This is a genomic window from Stenotrophomonas oahuensis, assembly GCF_031834595.1.
Taxonomy (GTDB): domain Bacteria; phylum Pseudomonadota; class Gammaproteobacteria; order Xanthomonadales; family Xanthomonadaceae; genus Stenotrophomonas; species Stenotrophomonas oahuensis.
This window is the reverse complement of the sequence record NZ_CP115541.1, coordinates 650225-672763: the sequence shown is the minus strand read 5'-3', so window position 1 is coordinate 672763 and position 22539 is coordinate 650225. Positions and strand designations below refer to the sequence as shown.

General features: G+C 65.8%; 20 protein-coding genes and 1 tRNA gene. 13 read left to right on the top strand and 8 right to left on the bottom strand.

Going from position 1 to position 22539, the window contains the following annotated elements; all coding sequences use genetic code 11:
* Window positions 1–59 precede the first annotated feature (59 nt).
* The 6 genes from PDM29_RS02945 to PDM29_RS02920 all read left to right on the top strand — a co-directional run bounded on the left by PDM29_RS02945 (window position 60) and on the right by PDM29_RS02920 (window position 9705).
* Window positions 60–1190, top strand: a complete 1131-nt coding sequence (locus tag PDM29_RS02945) for an efflux RND transporter periplasmic adaptor subunit (RefSeq protein ID WP_311192409.1) — start codon at window positions 60–62, stop codon at window positions 1188–1190.
* A complete protein-coding gene (locus PDM29_RS02940; protein ID WP_311192408.1) occupies window positions 1187–4312 on the top strand; it encodes an efflux RND transporter permease subunit in 3126 nt (1041 codons plus the stop codon). Before PDM29_RS02945 ends, PDM29_RS02940 begins: the two co-directional genes overlap by 4 nt.
* A 119-nt stretch (window positions 4313–4431) precedes the next feature.
* Window positions 4432–5949, top strand: a complete 1518-nt coding sequence (locus PDM29_RS02935) for an alanine/glycine:cation symporter family protein (RefSeq protein ID WP_311192407.1) — start codon at window positions 4432–4434, stop codon at window positions 5947–5949.
* Window positions 5942–6814, top strand: a complete 873-nt coding sequence (locus tag PDM29_RS02930) for a TrmH family RNA methyltransferase (protein WP_425508708.1) — start codon at window positions 5942–5944, stop codon at window positions 6812–6814. Before PDM29_RS02935 ends, PDM29_RS02930 begins: the two co-directional genes overlap by 8 nt.
* Before the next feature lie 453 nt (window positions 6815–7267).
* On the top strand, window positions 7268–8239 hold the full coding sequence (locus PDM29_RS02925; RefSeq protein ID WP_311192406.1) for a hypothetical protein: 972 nt from the start codon (window positions 7268–7270) through the stop codon (window positions 8237–8239).
* A 20-nt stretch (window positions 8240–8259) separates the two neighbouring features.
* Window positions 8260–9705: an alanine/glycine:cation symporter family protein gene (locus PDM29_RS02920; protein WP_425508740.1), complete on the top strand. Its 1446-nt coding sequence runs from the start codon at window positions 8260–8262 to the stop codon at window positions 9703–9705.
* Between the two features lie 4 nt (window positions 9706–9709).
* Here the strand turns inward: PDM29_RS02920 and PDM29_RS02915 are convergent, their stop codons facing one another.
* From PDM29_RS02915 to PDM29_RS02900, 4 genes are all read right to left on the bottom strand, one after another.
* Window positions 9710–11131 carry a M20/M25/M40 family metallo-hydrolase gene (locus PDM29_RS02915; protein ID WP_311192404.1) on the bottom strand — a complete coding sequence of 474 codons (1422 nt, stop codon included), beginning with the start codon at window positions 11129–11131 and terminating at the stop codon, window positions 9710–9712.
* A 164-nt stretch (window positions 11132–11295) separates the two neighbouring features.
* Complete coding sequence (mscL, locus tag PDM29_RS02910; RefSeq protein ID WP_311192403.1) at window positions 11296–11700, bottom strand: large-conductance mechanosensitive channel protein MscL; 405 nt, start codon at window positions 11698–11700, stop codon at window positions 11296–11298.
* A 55-nt stretch (window positions 11701–11755) separates the two neighbouring features.
* The gene (locus PDM29_RS02905; RefSeq protein ID WP_311192402.1) at window positions 11756–12463 is read right to left on the bottom strand and encodes a fumarylacetoacetate hydrolase family protein; all 708 of its coding nucleotides are present in this window, start codon (window positions 12461–12463) and stop codon (window positions 11756–11758) included.
* 80 nt (window positions 12464–12543) lie between these two features.
* On the bottom strand, window positions 12544–12816 hold the full coding sequence (locus PDM29_RS02900) for a hypothetical protein (RefSeq protein WP_311192401.1): 273 nt from the start codon (window positions 12814–12816) through the stop codon (window positions 12544–12546).
* A gap of 179 nt (window positions 12817–12995) precedes the next feature.
* Between PDM29_RS02900 and PDM29_RS02895 the strand changes: the two genes are divergently transcribed.
* The gene (locus PDM29_RS02895; protein WP_311192400.1) at window positions 12996–13340 is read left to right on the top strand and encodes a Rieske (2Fe-2S) protein; all 345 of its coding nucleotides are present in this window, start codon (window positions 12996–12998) and stop codon (window positions 13338–13340) included.
* On the opposite strand, the gene PDM29_RS02890 is transcribed toward PDM29_RS02895, so the two are convergent.
* The 4 genes from PDM29_RS02890 to thiS are packed head-to-tail and all read right to left on the bottom strand — an operon-like array spanning window position 13337 to window position 16988.
* On the bottom strand, window positions 13337–15184 hold the full coding sequence (locus PDM29_RS02890) for an SLC13 family permease (protein WP_311192399.1): 1848 nt from the start codon (window positions 15182–15184) through the stop codon (window positions 13337–13339). The two genes, PDM29_RS02895 and PDM29_RS02890, sit on opposite strands and share 4 nt — an antisense overlap.
* Window positions 15185–15207: 23 nt before the next feature.
* A complete protein-coding gene (gene trmB / locus PDM29_RS02885; protein WP_311192398.1) occupies window positions 15208–15942 on the bottom strand; it encodes a tRNA (guanosine(46)-N7)-methyltransferase TrmB in 735 nt (244 codons plus the stop codon).
* A complete protein-coding gene (locus PDM29_RS02880; protein ID WP_311192397.1) occupies window positions 15942–16736 on the bottom strand; it encodes a thiazole synthase in 795 nt (264 codons plus the stop codon). Before PDM29_RS02880 ends, trmB begins: the two co-directional genes overlap by 1 nt.
* A gap of 51 nt (window positions 16737–16787) precedes the next feature.
* Window positions 16788–16988: a sulfur carrier protein ThiS gene (gene thiS, locus PDM29_RS02875; protein ID WP_311192396.1), complete on the bottom strand. Its 201-nt coding sequence runs from the start codon at window positions 16986–16988 to the stop codon at window positions 16788–16790.
* Window positions 16989–17189: 201 nt separating this feature from the next.
* Between thiS and PDM29_RS02870 the strand changes: the two genes are divergently transcribed.
* The 6 genes from PDM29_RS02870 (at window position 17190) to PDM29_RS02845 (ending at window position 22536) form a co-directional block, all read left to right on the top strand.
* Window positions 17190–19019, top strand: coding sequence for an autotransporter outer membrane beta-barrel domain-containing protein (locus PDM29_RS02870; protein ID WP_311192395.1), 1830 nt, complete (start codon window positions 17190–17192; stop codon window positions 19017–19019).
* Window positions 19020–19125: 106 nt separating this feature from the next.
* A tRNA-Gly gene (locus tag PDM29_RS02865) sits at window positions 19126–19199 on the top strand.
* A gap of 605 nt (window positions 19200–19804) precedes the next feature.
* Window positions 19805–20173: a nuclear transport factor 2 family protein gene (locus PDM29_RS02860; protein ID WP_311192394.1), complete on the top strand. Its 369-nt coding sequence runs from the start codon at window positions 19805–19807 to the stop codon at window positions 20171–20173.
* 63 nt (window positions 20174–20236) lie between these two features.
* Entirely contained in the window at window positions 20237–21139 is a 903-nt protein-coding gene (gene rimK, locus PDM29_RS02855; RefSeq protein WP_311192393.1) for a 30S ribosomal protein S6--L-glutamate ligase, read from the top strand.
* A gap of 240 nt (window positions 21140–21379) precedes the next feature.
* Complete coding sequence (locus PDM29_RS02850; protein ID WP_311192392.1) at window positions 21380–21850, top strand: hypothetical protein; 471 nt, start codon at window positions 21380–21382, stop codon at window positions 21848–21850.
* Between the two features lie 8 nt (window positions 21851–21858).
* On the top strand, window positions 21859–22536 hold the full coding sequence (locus tag PDM29_RS02845; protein ID WP_070207495.1) for a response regulator transcription factor: 678 nt from the start codon (window positions 21859–21861) through the stop codon (window positions 22534–22536).
* Window positions 22537–22539: the final 3 nt, after the last annotated feature.

The following is a 22539-nucleotide window of genomic DNA, read 5'->3' as shown; positions in this document are numbered from 1 at the left end:
ATGCCCTCACGGCTCGGCCGCTACACTCGGCCGTCGTAGAATCTTTGGGGTTGTTCTGCATGTTGGTACGCATCACCGCGCGCATCGCCGCTGGCCTGGGTCTGGCCCTTCTGGCCGCCTGTGGCAGCAAGGACGAGGCCGCTCGCCGGCAGGCTGAACAGGTCCCGGTGACCACCCAGGTGGTGCAGACCTCCGCGTGGAACGACACCCTGCAGGCCCTCGGCACCGCCAAGGCCCGCGAATCCGTCACCGTGACCGCCAAGGTCAGCGAGATCATCGAGAAGGTTCACTTCGAAAGTGGCCAGCAGGTCGCCGCCGGCACCCCCCTCGTCACCCTGCGTGGCCAGGCCCAGGAAGCCGCGCTCGTCCAGGCCCAGGCCACCTTTGCCGAAGCCGACCAACTGTACAAGCGCCAGCGCGAACTCGCCGCCCAGCAGCTCGTCGCCAGCGCCACCCTCGATACCCAGCGCGCCATCCGCGATGCCGCCGAGGCTCGCGTGTTGGAAATGAAGTCCGACATCGGCGACCGCCGCGTCCGTGCCCCCTTCGCCGGCGTGCTCGGCATCCGCCAGGTCAGCGAAGGCTCGCTGGTCACCCCCACCACCGTCATCGCCACCCTCGACGACATCGAACGCATGCACGTCGACTTCCAGGTGCCCGAAGCCGAACTCGCCTCGCTGGGCAAGGGCGATAAGGTCACCGCCACCAGCGTCGCCTATCCCGGCCGCACCTTTGAAGGCGAAGTTGCCACCATCGACACCCGTGTCGATCCCGGTACCCGCGCCGTCACCGTGCGCGCCGACTTCATCAACGCCGACCACGCGCTGCGCCCCGGCATGCTGCTGGATGTGCGCATGTTCCGCCCCGAGCGCCAGGCGCTGGTCATCCCCGAAATCGCCGTCGTCCAGGTAGGCCGCGAGTCCTTCGTCTATCGCGTGAAAGCCGATCAGAGCGTCGAACGCGTCGACGTGGTCAGCGGCGCGCGCCGCGCCGGTGTGGTTGAAATCCGCGAAGGCGTGAAGGCGGGCGACCGCATCGTCGTTGACGGTACCGGCAAGCTGCGCCCCGGCCTAAAGGTCAACGACACCCCCGCCGCCGGGCCGACATCGGCTCCCGCGGCTGACCCGTCCGCCACTCCGACGCAGCCGCCCGCACAGAAGGCCACCGCACCGGTGGACAGCGCCGGATGAAGCTCTCCAACATCTCCATCCAGCGGCCGGTGTTCGCCGTGGTGATGAGCCTGCTGCTGGTGGTGCTCGGCATCATGTCGTTCACCCGCCTCACCCTGCGCGAACTGCCTGCCATCGACCCGCCGATCGTCTCGGTCTCGGTCGACTACACGGGCGCTTCGGCCGCCGTCATTGAAAGCCGCATCACCCAGGTCCTCGAAGACGCCCTGGCCGGCATCGAAGGCATCGACACCATCAACGCGCGCAGCTCCAACGGCCGCTCCCAGGTCAGCATCGAATTCACCTCCAACCGGGATATCGAAGCGGCCGCCAACGACGTGCGCGATGCGGTCAGCCGCGTGGCCGACCGCATGCCCGAAGAGGCACGCCCACCGGAAATCGCCAAGGTCGAGAGTGACGCAGATCCCATCATCTGGTTCAACATGACCTCCTCCAGCATGAACACGCTGGAGCTGAGCGATTACGCAGACCGCTACGTGGTGGATCGTTTCTCCAGCCTTGACGGCGTGGCCCAGGTCCGCATCGGCGGCCGCCAGCGCTACGCCATGCGCGTGTGGCTGGACCGCGACCAGCTGGCCGCGCGCGGCTTCACCGTCGGTGATGTTGAAACCGCGCTGCGCAACGAGAACGTCGAGCTGCCCGCCGGCCGCCTGGAATCCACCGACCGCGACTTCACCCTGCGCGTGGAGCGCAACTACGTGAAGCCGGAAGACTTCGCCACCATTCCGCTCGGCAAGGGCGCGGACGGCTATGTCGTGCGCATGGGCGACGTGGCCAAGATCGAGCTGGCCTCGTCGGAGCGACGCGCCTACTACCGCAGCAACGGCGAACCCGGCATCGGCCTGGGCATCGTCAAGACTTCCACCGCCAACTCGCTGGACGTGGCCCGTACCGCACGCGCCGAGGCCGAGCGGGTAGGGCAGACCTTGCCCGATGGCACCCATATCTTCGTCGCCTTCGACAACACCACCTTCATTGAAGCCGCGGTGGATCGCGTCTACGCCACCCTGGTCGAAGCAATGCTGCTGGTGCTGGTGGTGATCTGGCTGTTCCTGGGCAGTTTCCGCGCGGCGCTGATTCCGGCGGTGACCGTACCGGTCTGTCTGGTTGCCGCGTTCATCGCGCTGTACGCCTTTGGCTTCTCGATCAACCTGCTGACCCTGCTGGCGCTGGTGCTGTGTATCGGCCTGGTGGTCGACGATGCCATTGTGGTGGTGGAAAACGTGCAGCGCCGCATCGACCTCGGCGAACCGCCGCTGGTCGCGTCCAAGCGCGGTACCGCGCAGGTGGCGTTCGCGGTGATCGCGACCACCGCGGTGCTGGTGGCGGTGTTCCTGCCGGTGGGCTTCCTGGAGGGCAACACCGGCCGTCTGTTCCGCGAACTGGCGGTCGCGTTGGCCGCGGCGGTGGCGTTGTCGGCGTTCGTGTCGCTGACCCTGACCCCGATGATGGCCTCCAAGCTGCTCAAGCCGCATACCGGCCGGGCCCCGAAGGGCCTGCATGGCTTCATCAACCGCAACCTGGACCGCGTCTCGGCCAGTTACGGCCGCTTCCTCGATGCGCATGTGGGCCGCACCTGGATCTACATCGTGGTGATGATCCTGTCGCTGGCGGCCAGCGCGCTGCTGTTGAAAGTGCTGCCGTCCGAGTTGGCCCCGGCAGAAGACCGTGGCTCGTTCCAGATCATGATCGACGGCCCGGAAGGGGCGGGCTATGACTACACCGTCGGCCAGGTGCAGCAGGTCGAGCAGATCGTCAGCGGCTTCGTTGGCGACGACAAACCGATTGTCCGCGCCAACCCACGCGTGCCCGGCGGCTTCGGGGCCAGCGAGGAAATGCACACCGGCCGCATCAGCGTGTTCCTGCAGCCGTGGCGCGAACGTGACACCAACACCATGGACGTGGCGGCCGACCTGCAGAAACATCTGGATGTGATGCGCGGCGTGCGCGTGCGCACCCAGGTCGGCGGTGGGCTGGTGCGCAGTGGCGGGCAGCCCTTCCAGATCGTGCTGGGTGGCCCGGAATACGCCGAAATCGCCCAGTGGCGCGACCGCATGCTGGCGCGCATGGCCGACAATCCCGGCCTGGTCGGGCCGGACTCGGATTACAAGGAGACCCGCCCGCAGATGCGGGTCAACATCGACCGCCAGCGTGCGGCGGATCTGGGCGTGTCGGTCACTGCGATCGGGTCGGCGCTGGAAACCATGATGGGCTCGCGCCGGGTCACCACCTTCGTCGACAACGGTGAGGAGTACGACGTGCTGGTCCAGGCCGGTCGCGAAGGCCGCACCACCCCGGACGATCTGGCCGCGATCCGCGTGCGCGCCAGCAGTGGCGAACTGGTACCGCTGTCCAACCTGGTCACCCTCAGTGAAGTGGCCGAGGCCGGCAACCTGAACCGCTTCAACCGCCTGCGCTCGATCACCATCAGCGCAGGTCTGGCCCCGGGCTACCCGCTGGGCGAAGCCATCGCCTGGGCGCAGCAGACCGCCCGCGAGGAACTGCCGCAGCACGCCCAGATCGACTGGAAGGGCGAATCGCGTGAATACCAGAACGCCGGCAGCGCGGTACTGCTGACCTTCGCCATGGCTCTGCTGGTGGTGTTCCTGGTGCTGGCGGCGCAGTTTGAGAGCTTCATCCACCCGCTGGTGATCATGCTCACCGTGCCGCTGGGCGTGCTCGGGGCCTTGCTGGGGCTGTATGTCAGTGGCGGCACGATCAACCTGTTCAGCCAGATCGGCATCGTCATGCTGGTCGGCCTGGCGGCCAAGAACGGCATTCTGATCGTCGAATTCGCCAACCAGTTGCGCGATGAAGGCCGCGACGTGCACCGGGCCATCGTCGAATCCTCCATGGTCCGCCTGCGGCCGATCCTGATGACCTCCATCGCCACCGTGGTGGGTGCGATCCCGCTGGTGGTCGCCGGCGGCCCGGGTTCAGCCAGTCGCGGCACCATCGGCATCGTGGTGATCTTCGGCGTCACCGTGTCCACGTTCCTGTCGTTGTTCGTGGTCCCGGCGTTCTACGCCGTGCTGGCCCCGTACACCCGCTCGCCCGAAGCCGTGGCCCGCGAGCTGGAGAAGCAGGAAGCGGAAACCCCGTCCGTAGGCGGTCACGCCTAACCTGAACGGTGCCAACCAACGGTTGGCACCTACCGGTGGGGCCTCCAATCAGCGAGAATCAAGGCGGTCCCTTCCAGCCGACGGGACGCCCTTTATTTTCCGCCGACTGGAGAGAGCGCGTGGAAGCAGCCGTACATTTCATCAATGGCATCATCTGGAGCAAGGCACTCATCGCCGTGTGCCTGCTCGCGGGGCTGTACTTCAGCCTGCGCACCCGCTTCATGCAGCTCCGCGGTTTCGCGGAAATGTGCCGCCTCACCGTGAAGGGCGAAAAGTCTGACGCCGGTGTCTCCTCGTTCCAGGCGCTGGCCATGTCGATGGCCGGGCGCATGGGCATCGGCAACATCGCCGGCGTGGCCACCGCCATCGCCTTCGGCGGTCCCGGTGCCATCTTCTGGATGTGGATCATGGGCTTCCTCGGCGCGTCCACGTCGTACGTGGAATGCACCCTGGCGCAGATCTACAAGACCAAGGACGCCGAAGGGCGCTACCGAGGCGGTCCGGCGTACTACATTGAAAAGGCCATGGGTCTGAAGTGGTATGCCATGGCGTTCGCCATCGCCACCATCATCGCGGCCGGTTTCCTGATGCCGGGCGTGCAGGCCAATGCCATCGCCGACAGCATCATTAATGCCTGCCGCGGCGGCGCGCTGTGTGGGCCGCTCGATGGCCAGGCGTTCGGCATGGAATCGGTGGCCGCGCTCAAGCTCGGCATCGGCATCGTGGTGGCCCTGCTGCTGGCGGTGGTGATCTTCGGCGGCGTCAAGCGCATCGCCAACTTCGCCGAAATCGTGGTGCCGTTCATGGCTGCCGGCTTCATCCTGATGGCCCTCGCCATCATGATCATCAACTACGAGCGCGTGCCGGAAATGTTCGGCATCATCTTCAACAGCGCGTTCGGTACCCACGCCGCCTTTGGCGCGATGATGGGCCTGGCGATTGAATGGGGCGTCAAGCGCGGCATCTACGCCAACGAAGCCGGCCAGGGCTCGGGCCCGCACGCCGCTGCGGCGTCGGAAGTCTCGCACCCGGCCAAGCAGGGTTACGTGCAGGCCTTCGCGATCTACTTCGACACCATGATGGTGTGCACCGCCACCGCCTTCCTGATTCTGGCCAGCGGCACCTACAACGTGTACTCGCCGGTGGAAGGCGCAGCGCCGATCTTCCAGGGCCTGGCCGGTATTCCGGAAGGTGCGGGCTACGCCCAGGCCGGTGTGGAAGCCGTGCTGCCGGGTTGGGGCGCGTCGTTCGTGTCGATGGCGATCTTCTTCTTCGCCTTCACCACCATCATGGCGTACTACTACATGGCCGAGACCAATCTCAGCTATGTGAACCACAACAAGCATCGCCCGCTGACCGTCCTGCTGCTGCGTCTGGGCATCATCGGCATGGTGATCTTCGGTGCCTTCCACAACGCCACCCTGGCCTGGGGCCTGGGCGATATCGGCGTGGGCCTGATGGCCTGGCTGAACATCATTGCCATCTTCATCATCCAGAAGCCGGCGATGCTGGCCCTGCGCGACTACGAACGGCAGAAGAAGCTGGGCCTGGACCCGATCTTCGACCCGGATGCGCTGGGCATCAAGAACGCCGACTTCTGGCGTCAACGCAAGCTGGAGCTGTCCCGTAGTGAATGATCCCTGGAAAAACGCACGCCGTCCGTCGGCGCGTCCGCCGCGCGCCACCCCGCTGCCCCCGCGTGAGGGCGGCGGGCACGGCGGTGGTCATGGCACGCCGCCCGGGCGTGGCAACGATGAGCTGCGCCTGTACGGCCTGAATGCCGTGCTGGCCCTGTTCGAGCGACGCCCGCAGGCGCTGCGCAAGCTGTACCTGGCCGAAGCGATGATTCCGCGCCTGCAGCCGCTGCTGAAATGGTGCGTGGCCAACCGCGTCGGCTATCGCGTGGTGGAAGAGGGCGACCTGAACAAGCTCGCTGCCACCACCCATCACGAAGGCGTGGTGGCCGACGTGCTGCGTGCGCCGATGCTGGAACTGGCGAACTGGCTGGACGGCCTGCCGGCCGACAAGCCGGTGTTGGCCCTGTGGCTGGACGGGGTGGGCAACCCGCACAACTTCGGTGCCATTCTGCGTTCGGCCGCGCACTTCGGCGTGGCCGGTCTGCTGCTGCCGCCGGGGGCCACGCTGGCGCTGTCCGGGGCCGCCGCGCGTGTTGCAGAAGGCGGTGCGGAAGCGGTGCCGCTGGTGCGTCTGCCCGAACTGCCGCAGGCGATGGCGCAGCTGCGCCAGGCCGGTTTCGGTCTGGCGGCCACGCTGGTCGAAGGAGGCGACAACCTGTTCGCCAGCACGCTGCCGGCGCGGCTGGTGTATGTGATGGGTGCTGAGGGCGAGGGCATGGACCGCGACCTGGCGCAGGACTGCGACCTGCAGGTGTCCATTCCCGGTAGCGGTGCGGTGGAAAGCCTCAATGTGGCCTCGGCGACGGCGGTGCTGCTGTCGCACTGGTATTCGCAGGTAGGCGACGCTCGGAAGGCGTCGCGCTGATCAGATTGACCGGGGTGGCGCAGCTGCGCTGCCCCGCGTGGTGTGACCAACTGCTGCCATTCAGCAGTGACTACAGGCGATTCGGAGTTTTCGGATGGTGGCGCGACTGTTGAATGCGCCACTCTGAGCAGCGGTACTGTATTGCGTAGGTGAGGAGAGACACCCACGCAGTGCGGCACCGTTGTCCGGAACACGGACCGTCCGTGTCGCTCACCGCGTGGGGTGTGACGAATCCCGGTAGCCCGGTCGCTCTGCGACCGGGCTTTTTTTTGTGCCCGACACCCGTAGTGACACGCCATGCGTGTCTGCTTTCACCCAAATGCGACAACCATTGTCGCAAACAACACCAACTTGCCCACAAAGTTCACAGAACCCCCAACTTTGAACATTTAATGATTTTTCAACGCGACAGCGCCCGGCAGATTGCAGCTTCCAACACCACAGGAAGCACCCATGTCGCGACTGATCCCCCTGGCCCTGGCCACCCTGATGTTCGTTCCGGCCATGGCCTCGGCCAGCGGCCGCACCCTTGACGGCGTCAACTTCACCGGCCCGCTGATCACCCCGAATCCGGCCGGCATGCCCAAGGGCAACGCCTACGTCGAGCCCTATCTCATTCGCACCGACAGCGACCGCTACTACGATGGCGAAGGCCGTCGCCATGACAGCCCCGACAGCAGCGCCTGGTTGATGGTGCTGCCGATCGCCTACGGTCTGGGCGAGCGTGTCACCGCCCAGGTCAACCTCAGCGCGGCACGCGTGGAGGCCGCCGGCGAACGCAGCCGTGGTTTCCGCGCCGGCGATACCACCGCCATGGTCCAGTACGCACTGCAGAAGTCCAACGAAGACGGCACCCGCCCGGCCATCTCGCTGTCGGTCACCCAGCGCTATGCCACCGGCAGCTATGACCGCATCGGCGGCAATCCGCTCAATGCCCAGGGTGACGGTGTGCAGCGCACCAGCTTCGGCCTCGGCATGCAGCAGGTCGTCTGGATGCCCAACGATCGACCGCTGCGCTGGCGCGCCCAGCTCACCGCCAGCCCGGCTCCGGCACGTGTCGCCCTGAACGACAACAGCGTGTACGGCACTCCGGATGGCTTCCGCGGCAACTATGCCCCCGGCTCGCTGCTGGGCGTTTCCGCCGCCGCCGAGTACAGCTTCAGCTCGCGCTGGGTGGGCGTGTTCGAAGTGGCCGCCAGCCGCCAGTCCGACCGCCGCCTGAGCGGCTATGCGCCCGGCGCGGACGGCAACGCACAGCGCGTTGAACTGCGTCTGCCGGCGACCCGCGTGGTCAGTCTGGCCCCTGCGGTGGAGTACCACTTCTCGCCGAACGTCGGGCTGATCGCCGGCGTCGAGTTCAGCGTGGCCGGCCGCAACACCGGCAGCTACATCAGCCCGCAGATCGCGCTGGGCATGTTCTTCTGACCGCAGGAGGTTCCTTGAACATTGAAGCCATTGTCACCTACGTCGTAGGCGTGGTCTGGAGCCCCGTGCTGGTCGCTCTGTGTCTGCTGGTCGGCCTGTACTTCAGCCTCCGTACGCGCTTCATCCAGTTGCGGGCGCTGCCGGACATGCTGCGCCTGATGACCCAGGGGCGCAGCTCCGGTTCGGGCGTGTCCTCGTTCCAGGCGCTCAGCATGTCCCTCTCCAGCCGGGTGGGCGTGGGCAACATTGCCGGCGTGGCCATGGCCATCGCCTACGGTGGGCCGGGGGCGATCTTCTGGATGTGGCTGGTGGCCTTCCTCGGTGCCGCCAGCGCATTTGTCGAATCGACCCTGGCGCAGATTTACAAGGAGCGCGACAGCAATGGCATGTTCCGCGGCGGCCCGGCCTACTACATCGAGCGCGGGCTGGGTAAGCGCTGGTACGCCGTGTTGTTCGCCCTCAGCACGCTGGTGGCATGCGGGCTGTTCCTGCCCGGCACCCAGTCCAATGCCATTGTCAGCGCAGTGGACGAAGCGTGGGCCATTCCGGGCTGGGTGACTGCAGCGGTGATCGGCAGCGGTGTGGCCCTGGTGCTGTTCGGCGGCGTGCGCCGGATCGCCCAGGTCACGCAGGTGGTGGTGCCGGTGATGGCGGTCGGCTATCTGCTGGTGGCGGGCATCGTCATGGTGCTCAACGTCGACGCGGTTCCAGAGATGTTCGTGATGATCCTGCGCAGCGCGTTCGGCACTGACGCCGCGTTCGGCGCGATGATCGGCACGGCCATCCAGTGGGGCGTGCGTCGCGGCGTGCTGTCCAACGAGGCGGGCATGGGCAGTGGTGCCCATCCTGCGGCGGCCGCAGACGTGTCACATCCGGTCAAGCAGGGTCTGGTGCAGGCGTTCTCGGTGTACATCGACACCATGGTGGTGTGCAGTGCCACCGCGTTCCTGATCCTCTCCACCGGTGCGTACAACGTCTACGACCCGCTGTCGCAGACGGGGCAGTTCATCGTCTCCAACGTTGGCGCACTGGAAGCCGGGCCGCGTTATGTGCAGCAGGCAGTGGAATCGGCGCTGCCCGGGTTTGGTCGTTCGTTCATTGCGTTGGCCATCCTGCCGTTCGCGTTCACCACCATCCTGGCGCTTTACTACACCGCCGAGACAAACCTGGTGTACCTGAGCCGCAACCGGCCGCCGCCGAAGCTGCTGGCCGCGTTCCGGATCGCCTTCCTGGCCGCGATGAGCTATTCGGCGCTGAACACCGCGACCGTGGCGTGGACGCTGGGCGACATCGGCGTCGGCATGATGTGCTGGCTGAACATCATCGCGTTGCTGCTGCTGCAGAAGCCGGCATTGGCGGCTCTGCGCGATTACGAAGCAACACGGGGTAGTGGAAAAGACCCGGTGTACCGCCCGGAAGTGCCGACCCGGGCGGCCCCCGATGTATGGGGAACCGCCCGGTCGTGATCGGTCATTCGTTCGGCGGCGTGGTCGGCTTGGCCTCGCTGCCGAACGAACCCTCGGCCTCGGCGGACAGGTACGCGAACACCGTGTAGGCGGCGACGTTCTGTGCCAGCGCGGCCGGATCGATCTTGTCGAGCGTGTCGTCGGCGGTGTGGTGCAGGTGGAAGTAGTCGCTGCCGTCCTGCGCCAGCCACGCCCAGGCACCGCCCTTGGCGGCGAGCGGGCCGATATCCGGGCCCGGGCCACCCTTGTCGGCCACGTACTCGATACCCAACGGCTTCATCACTTCGGCAATCTGGCGGGTCGCTTCGCGCGAACCTTCCGGGTTCGGCGAACCGGTGTTGAACGCATAGATACGACCGGCACCGAAGTCGCTCTCGGCCGACACCTGGTGCAGGGCAATGTCCTTGGCGTGTGCTTCGGCGTACGCCTTGCCGCCATACAGACCCTGTTCTTCGTTGGCGAAGGCCACCACGCGGATGGTGCGCTTGGGAGCCTGCTTGAGCTGGCCGATCAGGTGGCCGGCGGCCATGGTGATGGCCACGCCTGCGCCGTCATCGACCGCGCCGGTGCCCAGGTCCCATGAATCCAGATGCCCGCCGATCACCACTACTTCCTTGGGCAGGCTGCGCCCGGTGATCTCGCCGATGACGTTGTACGAAGTGGCCTTGCCGTCCCAACCGCAATCCAGGTCGAGCTTGATGCGGGTGGTGCCCAGCGCGACCAGACGCGCCAACTGGTTGGCATCGGGCACCGACAGCGCGGCCGCCGGCACCGGGGTCAGGCCCTCGTCGAAGCGGGTGATACCGGTGTGCGGCACGCGGTGCGAATCCGTACCGGCCGAGCGCATCACAAAGCCCACCGCACCCTTGCGGATGGCTTCAGACGGACCCTTGCTACGCACTGCGCCGCCCTTGCCGTAGTCGCGGCCATCGCGGTACGCGGTCATCTGGTAGTCGACGAAGGCGATCTTGCCCTTCAGCGAACCCTCCGGTGCGGCCTGCAGCGCGGCCAAATCGGCAAAGCGCACCACCTCGGCTTCCACCGAGCCGCCCGGGCTGCCGCCCAGTGCAGTGATCGCCAGCGGCTGGGCATGCTTGCCGACCACCTGCGCACTTTCACTGCGGCGTTCCCACTTCGGGAACTCCACCGGTTCAGTCCAGACCTTGTCGAAGCCCAGCGCCTTGAACTTGGCCACCGCCCAGGCCACGGCGCGCGCGTCGGCTTCACTGCCGGCAATACGCGGGCCGATCTCGGTGGTCAGCGATTCCACCACCTTCCAGCCGGTGTCGTCCTTCAGTGCCTGCTCGCGCAGCTGCGCCGCGGTACCCAGCGAGGCCGGCGGCAGCGTGGTGGTCGAAGGGGCGGCGAAGGCCGGCGAGGCCAGCAGTGCGAGGGTGGAGGCGATGGCAAGAACGCGGCGACGCATGGACGAACTCCACAAAACGGGGCGGAAGCGTCCGAGAGTAGCAGCATCGTCCCGCCGCACATGGGCGGGAGGTCATGGTTCGGGAAGATGCTGTTTTCCAATTCCGGCGTGGCGACCAACGGTGCGCCACCTACCGGTAGGTGCGCACCGTTGGTGCGCACACCTTATTTCCTGAGGTTGTCGCGGATCTCGCGCAGCAGCAGGATTTCTTCCTTCGGTGCCGCCGGAGCCGCTTCCTTCTTCTTGGCCAGGCGGTTGATGACCTTCACCACCATGAAGATCGCAAACGCCACGATGATGAACTGGACCAGCGTGTTGAGGAAATCGCCGTAGCCGATCACCACGGCGGGAATCTCCGTGCCGTCCGCCGCCACCCGGGCCGGCGACAACGTCCAGGCCAGTTCCGAGAAGTCCACCCGGCCGATCAGGTAGCCCAGCGGCGGCATGATGATCTTGTCGACCAGCGCCGTGACGATCTTGCCGAACGCGGCACCAATCACGACACCGACCGCCAGGTCGATGACGTTGCCACGCATGGCAAATTCCTTGAACTCAGTCAGCATCCCCATGGGCTTCTCCTGTAGTCGTGCTTTCAAAAGGCAAGGCAGGGTAACCCAGCCGATGTCATCCGCCGATGATGCCGTGGCGCTCGGCCACGTTTTCCAGGCGCGCGCTGAAGCGATCTCCCGGCTTCAATGCGGCGACGCCACTGGGCGTGCCCATGAACACCAGGTCGCCGGCGCGCAGGGCCCACAGCTTGGACAGCTCGTGCAGAATCTCCGGCACGTTCCAGATCATCTGGTCCAGCAGCGACTGCTGGCGCACCTCGCCGTTGATTTCCAACGACAGGTTCAACGCGGCCAGATCGCCCACTTCACCGGCCGGCACCAGTTCGCTCACCGGTGCGGAGTAGTCGAAGCCCTTCGCGGTGTCCCACGGATGGCCCTTGGCCTTGGCCGCCGCCTGCAGGTCGCGGCGGGTCAGGTCCAGGCCCACACCGTAACCGAACACCAGTGCTTCGGCCTGGTCGACCGGCAGTTCGCCCGCCGGCGCATCACGGCCAATCGCCACCACCAGCTCCACTTCGTGGTGCAGGTCCTGGGTCGCGGGCGGGTAGGGGATCACGTCGTCATGGCCGACCACGATCGCGTCGGCCGGCTTGGCAAAGAACATCGGGCGACCGCGGTCATCTGCCGCTGGCACCGCCGCTCCCATTTCGCGCGCATGGTCGGCGAAGTTGCGGCCCACGCAGTAGATCCGACGCACCGGGAAGGTGCTGCCGCCGGCAACCGGAATACGGGGCGTTTCAGGAGTGGGGATTACATCGGTCATGCGCGCGTGTCCTGTTGCAGGGGTTCACGCGATGGTATGGCGGACCGCCGGTCCGCAACAACCTCAAACCGCCAATGGCCTCAACGCGACAACGGCAACGCCTGCTTGCGCACCACGCGGTACTCGCCTTCCACGATCTTCGGGTCGCCCGCACGCGCCGCCGCCTTGCGGCTGGCCAGCAGCTTCCAGGCCACGCCGGCAATGATCATTGCCGCGCCCACGAACACACCCACGAACACCAGCGCGGCCAGAATGGCCAGACCCAACAGGCCCACCGCAACGCGCACCAACGGATGGCGCGGCTTGCGCGGCGCGAACAGGGTGCGGAACTGGTTGAACTGGAATCGGATCATGGCGGTCATTCGGCTGAAGTCAGCAGGTGGTCAGTATCCGAGGTCACTTGGCGGCATGAGTGAAAAATACGTTAAGTGCGACAATCTGGCATTTTAAATCAATGGCTTGCGTTCATTTTCCGGCCAGCTGACGGTCAGGCATGCGACAATTCCGGCCTCGCTCACCGCTGTGAAATGCCATGTCCACTGCCGAATCGTCGTCGCCCTTGATTGCCGTGGACGCCATCGCTGACGGTGCCTTCGCCGAAGTCGAGGTGTGCCTGGACGGCGACTACGAATCGGCCGTGCTGTATCGGCAGGGCGGCAGCGTGCGCGGCTGGCTCAACATCTGCCCGCATGCGGGCCGTCGGCTGGACTGGGCCCCGGGCCAGTTTCTGAAAAGCCGCGAAGGGCATCTGGTGTGCGCCGCACATGGGGCGTCGTTCTCGCTGGAAGATGGCGAGTGCGTGGCCGGGCCGTGCAAGGGTGATGCGCTGCGTACGGTGGCGTTGCAGGTGCGCGACGGCCAGGTCTACCTGGCCTAGAACATCAAATTGATCATCAACACGACCACCGCCGTGTAGATCAACGACAACGGCGCGCCCACCCGCCACAGCTCGCGCGGGGTGTAATTGGCCGGGCCGGTGATCATCGAAATCACCGGGTTCGACGCGGTCATCAGGTTGTTGGACGCCGACAGCGCCACGATCAACGCGAACGCGGTCGGGTTGCCACCCGCCGCCAGTGCCAGGTTGACCGCAATGGGCACCATCACAATGGTTGCCCCCACATGGCTGATCACCAACGAGAACAGCGTGGTCAGCAGCGCCAGCGCGATTTCCAGCGTCCACACCGGAATGCCGGTCGGCAGGCGGTCAATGGTGTGCCCGGCCACCCAGGCCGCCGCACCGCTGCTGTCCATCGCCCAGCCCAGCGGAATCAGCCCGGCCATCATGAAGATGGTCTTCCAGTTGATCGAGGCGTACGCCTCGTCCATGCGCAGCACGCCGGTCAGCAGCATGCCGGCCACCCCGGTCATCAGGGTCAGCGCGACCGGCAGCTTGGAGGTGAGTGCGATCAGGATGGTGATCGCGAAGATGGTCATCGCAATCTTGAACTTGTGTGGCCGCTGCTCGCCCTTGGGGTAGTCGGTCACGACCACGAAGTCGCGACTCTTCGCAGCCTGCGCCAGGTCGGTCCAGATGCTGTGGAACACCAGCATGTCGCCGGCGCGCAGCGGGACGTTGCGCACGTCCTCGCGGATGACCTGCTTGTCGCGGTTGATCGCCAGCAGGCTGATCCCGCGCTGCTTGCGCAGCCGCAACTGTGAGGCGCTCTTGCCGATCACTTCCGAGGTGGGCGGCACCACCGCCTCGGAGATGCCGGCACGGCTGGGGTTGAACAGGTCGCCCAGATGCTTCAGCCGCGAGGACATGCGCAGGAACTGGTTCTGCGCGAAATCGCTGACCTGCTGGCGGCTGCCCATCACCCCGAGCACGCTGCCCACCCAGATGCGCATCTCCGCCGGCGGAGCCAGCCGGGTGTCGTTGCCGGTTTTCAGTGCCAGCATCAGCGGCGCGTCGTGCACCGTTTCCGCCTCGCCCAGGGTCATGCCGACCAGTGGGCTTTCCGCGCTGACCACCAGCTCGAACACGTCGCCCTCAATGCCGTAGGTCTTGGCAAAGTAGCTCTCGGTGCGTGCCGGAGTGACGCCGTCGTTGGCCAGGGTTTCCTCTTCCACCAGCTTGCGGTCGCCGAAGAAGCGGAAGTACAGCAGCGATGCCACCAGCAGCGCCAGGCCGATCGGCAGCGGCGCGAACATGCGCAGCGGTTCGATGGTGGCCAGGCCCGAAGGCAGGTTGTTGTTGGCCGAGGCCAACAGATCGTTGAGCAGAATCAGCGGCGAGTTGCCGACCATGGTCAGCGCGCCGCCCATCACGATGGCGGCGGCAATCGGCAGCAGCAGCCGCTGCAGGGTCAGCCCGGTGCGCGCCGCCAGCCGCGACGCCACCGGCAGGTACAGTGCCATCACCGACGGGTTCTGCATGAAGGACGAGTTCAGGCCGGCAATGGCCGTGGTCATCATCAGCAGCCGCGTTTCCACCCCGTGCCCGCGTCGCAGCAGCCACGCCGCCAACCGGTTCAAGGCGCCGGTGCGGTCCAGGCCGGCACCCAGAATGGTGGTGGCGATGATGCTCATCACGGCGTTACCCGAGAAACCGCCGAAGATTTCCTCCGGCGCGATCAGGCCCGTGACACCCAGCACCACCAGCACCACCAGCGCCACCACGTCGGCGCGGATGCGCTCGAACAGGAACATCGCCATCGTGAAGCCAACCAGCCCGAGCACGAGCTTCATGTCGTTGGTCAGCGTCAGCGCGGTTTCCATGGCGGGGCGGTCCTTGCCTCAGGTCAGGTGCGGTCGTACAGCAGGTCCCACACACCGTGGCCGAGTTTCTGGCCGCGGGTCTCGAAGTGGGTCTGGGGCCGCCACTCCGGGCGCTCCACCTGCCCGCGAGGGCCAGCCCGGTTGACCAGCCCTTCGGTAGCCTCCAGCACTTCCCACATCTGTTCTGCGTAGTCTTCCCAGTCGGTGGCGCAGTGCAGGCGGCCGCCCGGGCGCAGCTTGCGCACCAGCAACGCCGCGAACGCCGGCTGCAGCAGGCGGCGCTTGTTGTGGCGCTTCTTGTGCCACGGGTCCGGGAAGTAGATGCGCACTTCATCCAGCGCACCGTCGGCGATTTCCTTCTCAAGCACTTCCACGGCATCGTGGTGGTACAGGCGCACGTGGTCGGCGTTGTCGTCGGCCAGTGCGTTCAGCAGCCGGCCCACGCCCGGGGCGTGCACTTCAATGCCGATGTAGTCGCGGCTGGGATCCTGCTGGGCGGCGAAGCGCAGCGCCGCGCCGTTGCCGAAGCCGATTTCCAGCACCTTGTGCGCATCGCGGCCGAAGGTGGCGTTCAGATCGCGCGGTTCACCGGTGAAGTCCAGGCCGAAGCGCGGCCAGCGCTCGTCGAACGCGCGCTGCTGGGCCGGGGTGAAGCGGCCCTGGCGCAGCACGAAGCTGCGGATCTCGCGGCGGCCTTCGCTCACCGTGAACGGCTTGGGCGGAGCCTTGGCACCGCTGCTCGAGAACGGGTCGGTCATCAGCCGATCACTCCTTCCACCGGAGAAGACGCACTGGCATAACGCTTGCGCGGAATGCGCCCGGCCAGGAAGGCTTCACGGCCCGCTTCGACGGCCTTGCGCATCGCGCTGGCCATCAGCACCGGATTGCGCGCACCGGCAATGGCGGTGTTCATCAAGACGCCGTCGCAGCCCAGCTCCATTGCAATGGCGGCGTCGGACGCCGTGCCCACGCCAGCGTCGACAATGATCGCCACCTTGGCGTTCTCGATGATTTCCAGCAGGTTGTACTTGTTCTGGATGCCCAGCCCCGAGCCGATCGGCGCGGCCAGCGGCATCACCGCCACGCAGCCGATCTCCTCCAGGCGCTTGGCCAGGATCGGGTCATCGGAGGTGTAGACCATGACCTCGAAGCCGTCCTTGACCAGCTGCTCGGCGGCTTTCAAGGTCTGCACCACGTCCGGATACAGGGTCTTCTGGTCGCCCAGCACTTCCAGCTTGGTCAGGTTGTGGCCGTCCAGCAGTTCGCGTGCCAGGCGGCAGGTGCGTACCGCGTCTTCAGCGGTGTAGCAGCCGGCGGTGTTGGGCAGGATGGTGTAGCGGTCTGGCGGCAGCACATCCAGCAGGTTCGGCTCGCCCGGGTTCTGGCCGATGTTGGTGCGGCGGATGGCCACCGTGACGATCTGGGCCGCGGCCGCCTCGGTGGCGATGCGCGTTTCTTCCAGGTCCTTGAACTTGCCGGTTCCGGTCAGCAGCCGGGACGTATAGGTCTTGCCGGCAATCACCAGCGAATCGGGGGAGGCATGAGCAGTCATGCGCGCAATTATCGCCCAAGCCACCCGGTTCTGTCCGGTTGCGTTGAACCGTCAACCGCCGCCCAAGGCGTGCACGATCTCCACCACATCCCCATCCGCCAGCGCATGACTCCCATGCAGACTCCGGGTCACGATCTCGCCATTCACCTCCACCGCCACCCGGCGCTGGGTCAACTGTTCCAGATCCAGCAGCTGCTGGACGGTGGTGCTTTGCGGAAGCTGGCGGGGTGCGCCGTTGAGCTGGATGTTCATGACGCCATTGTCCCCTAAACGTCACGCTTCCGCGTACCCTTGCCGCCCCCGTCGGCGGCCGCAAAGCCCTGCGTTAGCGAGCTCCTGCTGGATTCCCACAGGTGCCATGCCGCAATGCAGCGTGTAACAGCCGGGGTGCAGTAGGACCATGGCACCGTGCGCCGGCGTACGTCGGCCGTTTCCACCCCCAAGGAGTGTTACATGCAGTTGAGCAAGCGTCCCCTGCGTTCTCTGATGGCCGTTGCCATCGCCCTGGCTGCCATGCCGGCGATGGCCCAGTCCCCGTATTCCAAGACCGTGTTCATCGGCGACAGCCTGACTGACCAGGGTTACTTCCGTCCGTTACTGCCGGCCTCCGTGCAGCCGGTCACCGGTCAGTTCACCACCAACCCGGGCTGGGTGTGGGCCCAGTACGTGGCCGACTACTACGGCACCAACGCCACTGCGCATGGCAACGGCCAGAACGGTGACAACTACGCCATCGGTGGTGCCCGCGTTGGCGTGGACACCACCCAGGTGCTGGCGGCTGGTACCCCGGCCATCCCGGTGTACTCGCTGAAGACCCAGACCCAGCAATACCTGCAGGCCAATGGCGGCAAGGCCGATGCCAATGCCCTGTATACCGTGTGGGGCGGGGCCAATGACCTGTTCGCCATCCAGGCCGGCGCACCGCTGCAGGCCACTCTCGGCGCAGCAGTGACCGACCAGGTCGGCATCGTCGGCACCCTGAAGGCCGCCGGCGCGCAGTACATCGTGGTGCCGACCCTGCCGGACATCGGCCTGACCCCGGCCGCCCGCGCCGGCGGCGCGGTGGGCATGGCGCAGGGCACCGCACTGGCCAAGGCCTACAACGACGCCCTGTTCGCCGGCCTGAAGAGCGCCGGCCTGCAGGTGATTCCGGTGGATACCTTCCACATCCTGCAGGAAATCGTCGCCAGCCCGGCCACCTACGGCTTCGTCAACGTCACCAGCCCGGCCTGCACCACGGCCTCGTCGCTGACCTGCAACCCGACCGCCTACGTCAATCCGAACGCGGCCAACAACTACGTGTTCGCTGACGGCGTGCACCCGACCACCGCGACCCACCAGATGCTGGGGCAGTACACCCTGTCCATCCTGGAAGCACCGCGCAACCAGCAGATCCTGACCCATTCGGCACAGACCATCGGTCGCTCGCGCGCGGACCAGGTCAGCCTGCATGTGGGCGGCCGTCCGGCCGACGGCATGAGCTGGTGGGGCGGCGTGCGTGGCGACATGCAGCGCTACGACCACGCCGACCTGTACGACGGCCTGGCTCCGGCCGGCCTGTTCGGTATGGATTGGGCGAAGGACGGCATGGTGCTCGGCGGCTTCGCCGGCTACGGCCGCATGGACGCCGACTTCGGCAACAGCAAGGGTGATTTCACCCAGTCTGACACCACCCTGGGTCTGTTCGCCGGCTGGTACGGCGACAAGGTGTGGGTGAACGGTCAGGTCAGCTACAGCTGGCTTGATTACGACGTCACCCGTCGCGTCCAGCTGGGCCCGGCCGAGCGTACCCACACCGGCAAGCCGGAAGGTAGCAACCTCACCGCCGCGCTGAACGCCGGTTATGAGTTCGGCACCGAAGGCGGTCTGCGCCACGGCCCGATCGCCTCGGTGATCTGGCAGAAGGTCAAGCTGGATGCGTACACCGAGTCCAACCTCAGTGCCACCGCGCTGGGCTACGGCAACCAGGACGTGGACTCCACCGTGGGTCGCCTGGGCTGGCAGATGCGTTTCGACGGCGGCAGCGTCAAGCCGTACGCCCAGATCACCTGGGACCACGAGTTCGAGGACGGCCAGCAGGCCAGCGCCTGGCTGCAGACCATGCCGGACGTGGGCATGTACAAGGTGCCCGGCCTGGAGTTCGACGAGGACTACGTGACCGCCATCATGGGCGTGCGCATGGAGATGTTCGGCCTGAACAGCAACATCGGCATCAGCACCACGGCCGCGCAGAACAGCGCCCGTGACGCCACGATCTTCGCGCAGTTCAGCGGCAGCTTCTGATCCACGCAGGTCGCGCACGACCGTTGGTCGTGTGATGCGCAACGGGCGGCCTGGTGCCGCCCGTTGCCTTTTGGGACCCCGGGCGCATAGAATTCCCCGGCACCAAGCGGGTGTAGCTCAATGGTAGAGCTGTAGCTTCCCAAGCTACTGACGAGGGTTCGATTCCCTTCACCCGCTCCACGGTTTGCAGGGCAAACCATGGAGCGTGGCGGCATGCCACCAGATCCCCGCGCCTGTCGGCGCGCCCCCTTGACTGAAGGGGGCTGTCATTTCGATTCCTATTCCCGGCACTGCACTCGCCTGATCGCTCTATCGACAGAGCGGTGTTGTCGCATCTCCCTCTGGCGTCGCGCATTGATGGTGACCATTCTTTGCGGTGGCGGAATGACCTATATGCAGGTCGCTGCCAATCCACATGGTCTAACGGTGAGAGAGGGGGGGCATGGGTAGATTCGTTGCAGCTCTGCAGGAAGTGCTTGCCAGCATGGGTAATGCATTCCAGTGGTATCCCACGGGGCGTATCGATCAGTACGTCAAACGTCAATCGGTTGAAGAGCGAATGCACCGGAATTTCGCCCGCGTTGGGGCGCGCTTGGAGGCCGCAATGGGAAAGGTCAGGGATGAACAGCGGAGGGCGGAAGGGCGGAGCTTGGACTAAGGCAACCCGTCACCAAGCTCCCGCTAGTTGATTGTTGGCGTCTCGTTGACCGTCAGTGCATGTCGTTCTCACTCTGTGGCGTGCAGCATGTCAGCTTCGACCTGAAGACTTTCGCCTGGAGTTTCTAATGACCGCTGCGGACCACAAAAGCATCCTTGAACAGGCCAACGCGGCTGTTCGCGCTGGCGACAACGAAGGCTTCCTTGCGCACTGCACGGACGACATCCGCTGGACCACGGTGGGCGAGGGCACCCTGCAGGGCAAGCAGGCGGTCCGAGAGTGGATGAAAGAGGGCTATGCGGTGCCACCGCAGTTCGAGGTGCGGCACATGGTCGCGGAGGGTGATCACGTGGTGGCCATCGGCACGATCATGGGCGATGGGCCTAATGGCGCACCCGCGGATTTTGCCTATAGCGACGTCTGGCAGTTCCGCGACGGAAAGATGTGTGCGCTCGATGCGTTCGTCGTGCAGCCGGCACATGATCAAGGCCGCTGAGCCGTCATCCGCCGGTACCGGATCACGCGCTATGCTGCGCGCTTTCCCCTTCCGCGCACCCCGATGAAGCTCGCCATCCTCTCCCGCAACAGCAAGCTGTACTCCACGCGGCGGTTGGTGGAGGCGGCACGGTCGCGCGGGCACACCGTACGGGTGCTCGACCCGCTGCGCTGCTACATGCGCATTGCCGCCGACGGTTTCACCATGCACTACAAGGGGCGGCCGATCACCGGCGTGGACGCAGTGATTCCGCGCATTGGCGCGTCCATCACCCGCTACGGTACCGCCGTGCTGCGCCAGTTCGAGATGATGGGAGCGGTCACGCCCAATCCGTCCGACGCCATCCTGCGCGCGCGTGACAAGTTGCGCGCGCACCAGATCCTGGCGTCCAAGGGCATCGACATGCCGGTGACCGTGTTTGGTGACAACCCTGACGACACCGTGGACCTGCTGTCGATGCTGGGCCCGCCGCCGCACGTGGTGAAGCTCAACGAGGGCACCCAGGGCAGGGGGGTGATCCTGACCGAGAAGGCCAGCGCCTCGCGCGGGATCGTCGAGGCCCTGCGCGGGCTGTACGCCAACTTCCTGATGCAGGAGTTCATCGGCGAAGCCCAAGGAGCCGACCTGCGCTGCCTGGTGGTGGGCGACCAGGTGGTCGGGGCGATGCGTCGGCAGGCCCAGGAAGGGGATTTCCGCTCCAACCTGCACGCCGGCGGCAGTGCCGATGCCGTCAAAGCCACCCGCGCCGAGCAGCAGGTGGCCATCCGCTCGGCCCGCGCGCTGGGGCTGGGGGTGGCTGGGGTGGACCTGATCCGCTCCGACCGCGGCCCGCTGGTGCTGGAGGTGAACTCCACCCCGGGGCTGGAAGGCATCGAGGGCATCTGCCAGGGTGACCTGGCCGGGCGCATCATCGACCACGTGGCGGCCCAGGTGGTTGCCAAAAAGGCCAATAAATCAAAGGCTTGAAAAAATTTCGCGAAGGCTGGCCGGTTTTAACATGGGTTTAATCGCCCCCGGCGTAGTCTTCAACGGACCGCAGCTCTGCCCTCCTCAGCAGAAAACGGTAATCGGGAATGACTTCAGGCCCAGGCGGCTTCCGTCTGGGCCTTTTTCTTCCCTGAGCTGCTTAGGCCAAAACTCACTTGCTGCGTCTTCGCGTCCGGCATACATTCGGCATTCTGTTCATCTAACTAGGGATTGGTTGTAATGAAGCGAATGATTCTGGCTGCCGGGACCGCAGCCCTGATGCTGGTGGTGGGCGCGGCGCAGGCCGCAGACGGCGACACCGTGTTTGAACGCGGCAAGCCGCTGATCGCGCAGATCGACCGGATCGAGCTGCAGCTCAACGACGGCGAAACCTACTCTGAACTGGCCCCCGAGAAGCGTAGTGAGGTCCGCGAGACGCTGGCGCGTCTGCGTGCCATCACCGAACGCTATCCCGACCAGGCCTCGGTGCCCGAGGGCGTCAAGGTGGAGCAATTCAACGATCAGGCCCGTGTGAACGTGCTCTTGACCAAGGCGCGCGAAGATAGCCGTATGGTCTGCAAGCGGGAGAAGTCCACCGGCTCCAACCGCACCACGACCCAGTGCATGACCGTTGCCCAGCGTGAACGCGCCAAGGCCAAGGCTGAGAAAGACATGAGCAACGCGCAGCGCACGGGTCATTCCCTTCTGTAAGAGGTCACATGCGAATTCTTGTAATTGAAGACAACAGCGACATCGCTGCCAACCTGGGCGACTACCTCGAAGACCGCGGCCACACCGTGGACTTCGCCGCCGATGGCGTGACCGGCCTTCACCTGGCGGTGGTGCACGAGTTTGACGCGATCGTCCTGGACCTCAATCTGCCGGGGATGGACGGCATCGAAGTCTGCCGCAAGCTTCGCAATGAAGCGCGCAAGCAGACCCCGGTGCTGATGCTCACCGCACGGGATTCGCTGGACAACAAGCTGGCCGGCTTCGACTCCGGTGCCGACGATTACCTGATCAAGCCGTTCGCGCTGCAGGAAGTGGAAGTGCGTCTGAACGCCCTGTCGCGTCGCGGCAAGGGCGTGCAGACCCGGGTGCTGGAAACCGGCGACCTGGAATACAACCTGGACACCCTGGAGGTTCGCCGCCAGGGCAAGCTGCTGCAGCTCAACCCCACCGCGCTGAAGATTCTGCAGGCGCTGATGGAAGCGGCCCCGGCCGTGGTGACCCGCCAGGAACTGGAAACCCGCGTGTGGGGCGAAGAACTGCCCGATTCCGATTCGTTGCGCGTGCACATCCACGGTCTGCGCGCGGTGGTGGACAAGCCGTTTGAAGTGCCGCTGATCCAGACCCGCCATGGCATCGGATACCGCATCGCCGCGCCGGAAGTCTGATTC

Excerpts from the sequence above, each read along its gene's own strand:
- PDM29_RS02900 (WP_311192401.1), bottom strand. The coding sequence starts at position 12,816 with ATGATCCGATTCCAGTTCAACCAGTTCCGCACCCTGTTCGCGCCGCGC.
- PDM29_RS02880 (WP_311192397.1), bottom strand. The coding sequence starts at position 16,736 with ATGACTGCTCATGCCTCCCCCGATTCGCTGGTGATTGCCGGCAAGACC.
- rimK (WP_311192393.1), top strand. The coding sequence starts at position 20,237 with ATGAAGCTCGCCATCCTCTCCCGCAACAGCAAGCTGTACTCCACGCGG.
- mscL (WP_311192403.1), bottom strand. The coding sequence starts at position 11,700 with ATGGGGATGCTGACTGAGTTCAAGGAATTTGCCATGCGTGGCAACGTC.
- PDM29_RS02860 (WP_311192394.1), top strand. The coding sequence starts at position 19,805 with ATGACCGCTGCGGACCACAAAAGCATCCTTGAACAGGCCAACGCGGCT.
- PDM29_RS02940 (WP_311192408.1), top strand. The coding sequence starts at position 1,187 with ATGAAGCTCTCCAACATCTCCATCCAGCGGCCGGTGTTCGCCGTGGTG.
- thiS (WP_311192396.1), bottom strand. The coding sequence starts at position 16,988 with ATGAACATCCAGCTCAACGGCGCACCCCGCCAGCTTCCGCAAAGCACC.
- PDM29_RS02915 (WP_311192404.1), bottom strand. The coding sequence starts at position 11,131 with ATGCGTCGCCGCGTTCTTGCCATCGCCTCCACCCTCGCACTGCTGGCC.
- PDM29_RS02850 (WP_311192392.1), top strand. The coding sequence starts at position 21,380 with ATGAAGCGAATGATTCTGGCTGCCGGGACCGCAGCCCTGATGCTGGTG.
- PDM29_RS02895 (WP_311192400.1), top strand. The coding sequence starts at position 12,996 with ATGTCCACTGCCGAATCGTCGTCGCCCTTGATTGCCGTGGACGCCATC.
- PDM29_RS02945 (WP_311192409.1), top strand. The coding sequence starts at position 60 with ATGTTGGTACGCATCACCGCGCGCATCGCCGCTGGCCTGGGTCTGGCC.
- PDM29_RS02870 (WP_311192395.1), top strand. The coding sequence starts at position 17,190 with ATGCAGTTGAGCAAGCGTCCCCTGCGTTCTCTGATGGCCGTTGCCATC.
- PDM29_RS02905 (WP_311192402.1), bottom strand. The coding sequence starts at position 12,463 with ATGACCGATGTAATCCCCACTCCTGAAACGCCCCGTATTCCGGTTGCC.
- PDM29_RS02845 (WP_070207495.1), top strand. The coding sequence starts at position 21,859 with ATGCGAATTCTTGTAATTGAAGACAACAGCGACATCGCTGCCAACCTG.
- trmB (WP_311192398.1), bottom strand. The coding sequence starts at position 15,942 with ATGACCGACCCGTTCTCGAGCAGCGGTGCCAAGGCTCCGCCCAAGCCG.
- PDM29_RS02925 (WP_311192406.1), top strand. The coding sequence starts at position 7,268 with ATGTCGCGACTGATCCCCCTGGCCCTGGCCACCCTGATGTTCGTTCCG.
- PDM29_RS02890 (WP_311192399.1), bottom strand. The coding sequence starts at position 15,184 with ATGGAAACCGCGCTGACGCTGACCAACGACATGAAGCTCGTGCTCGGG.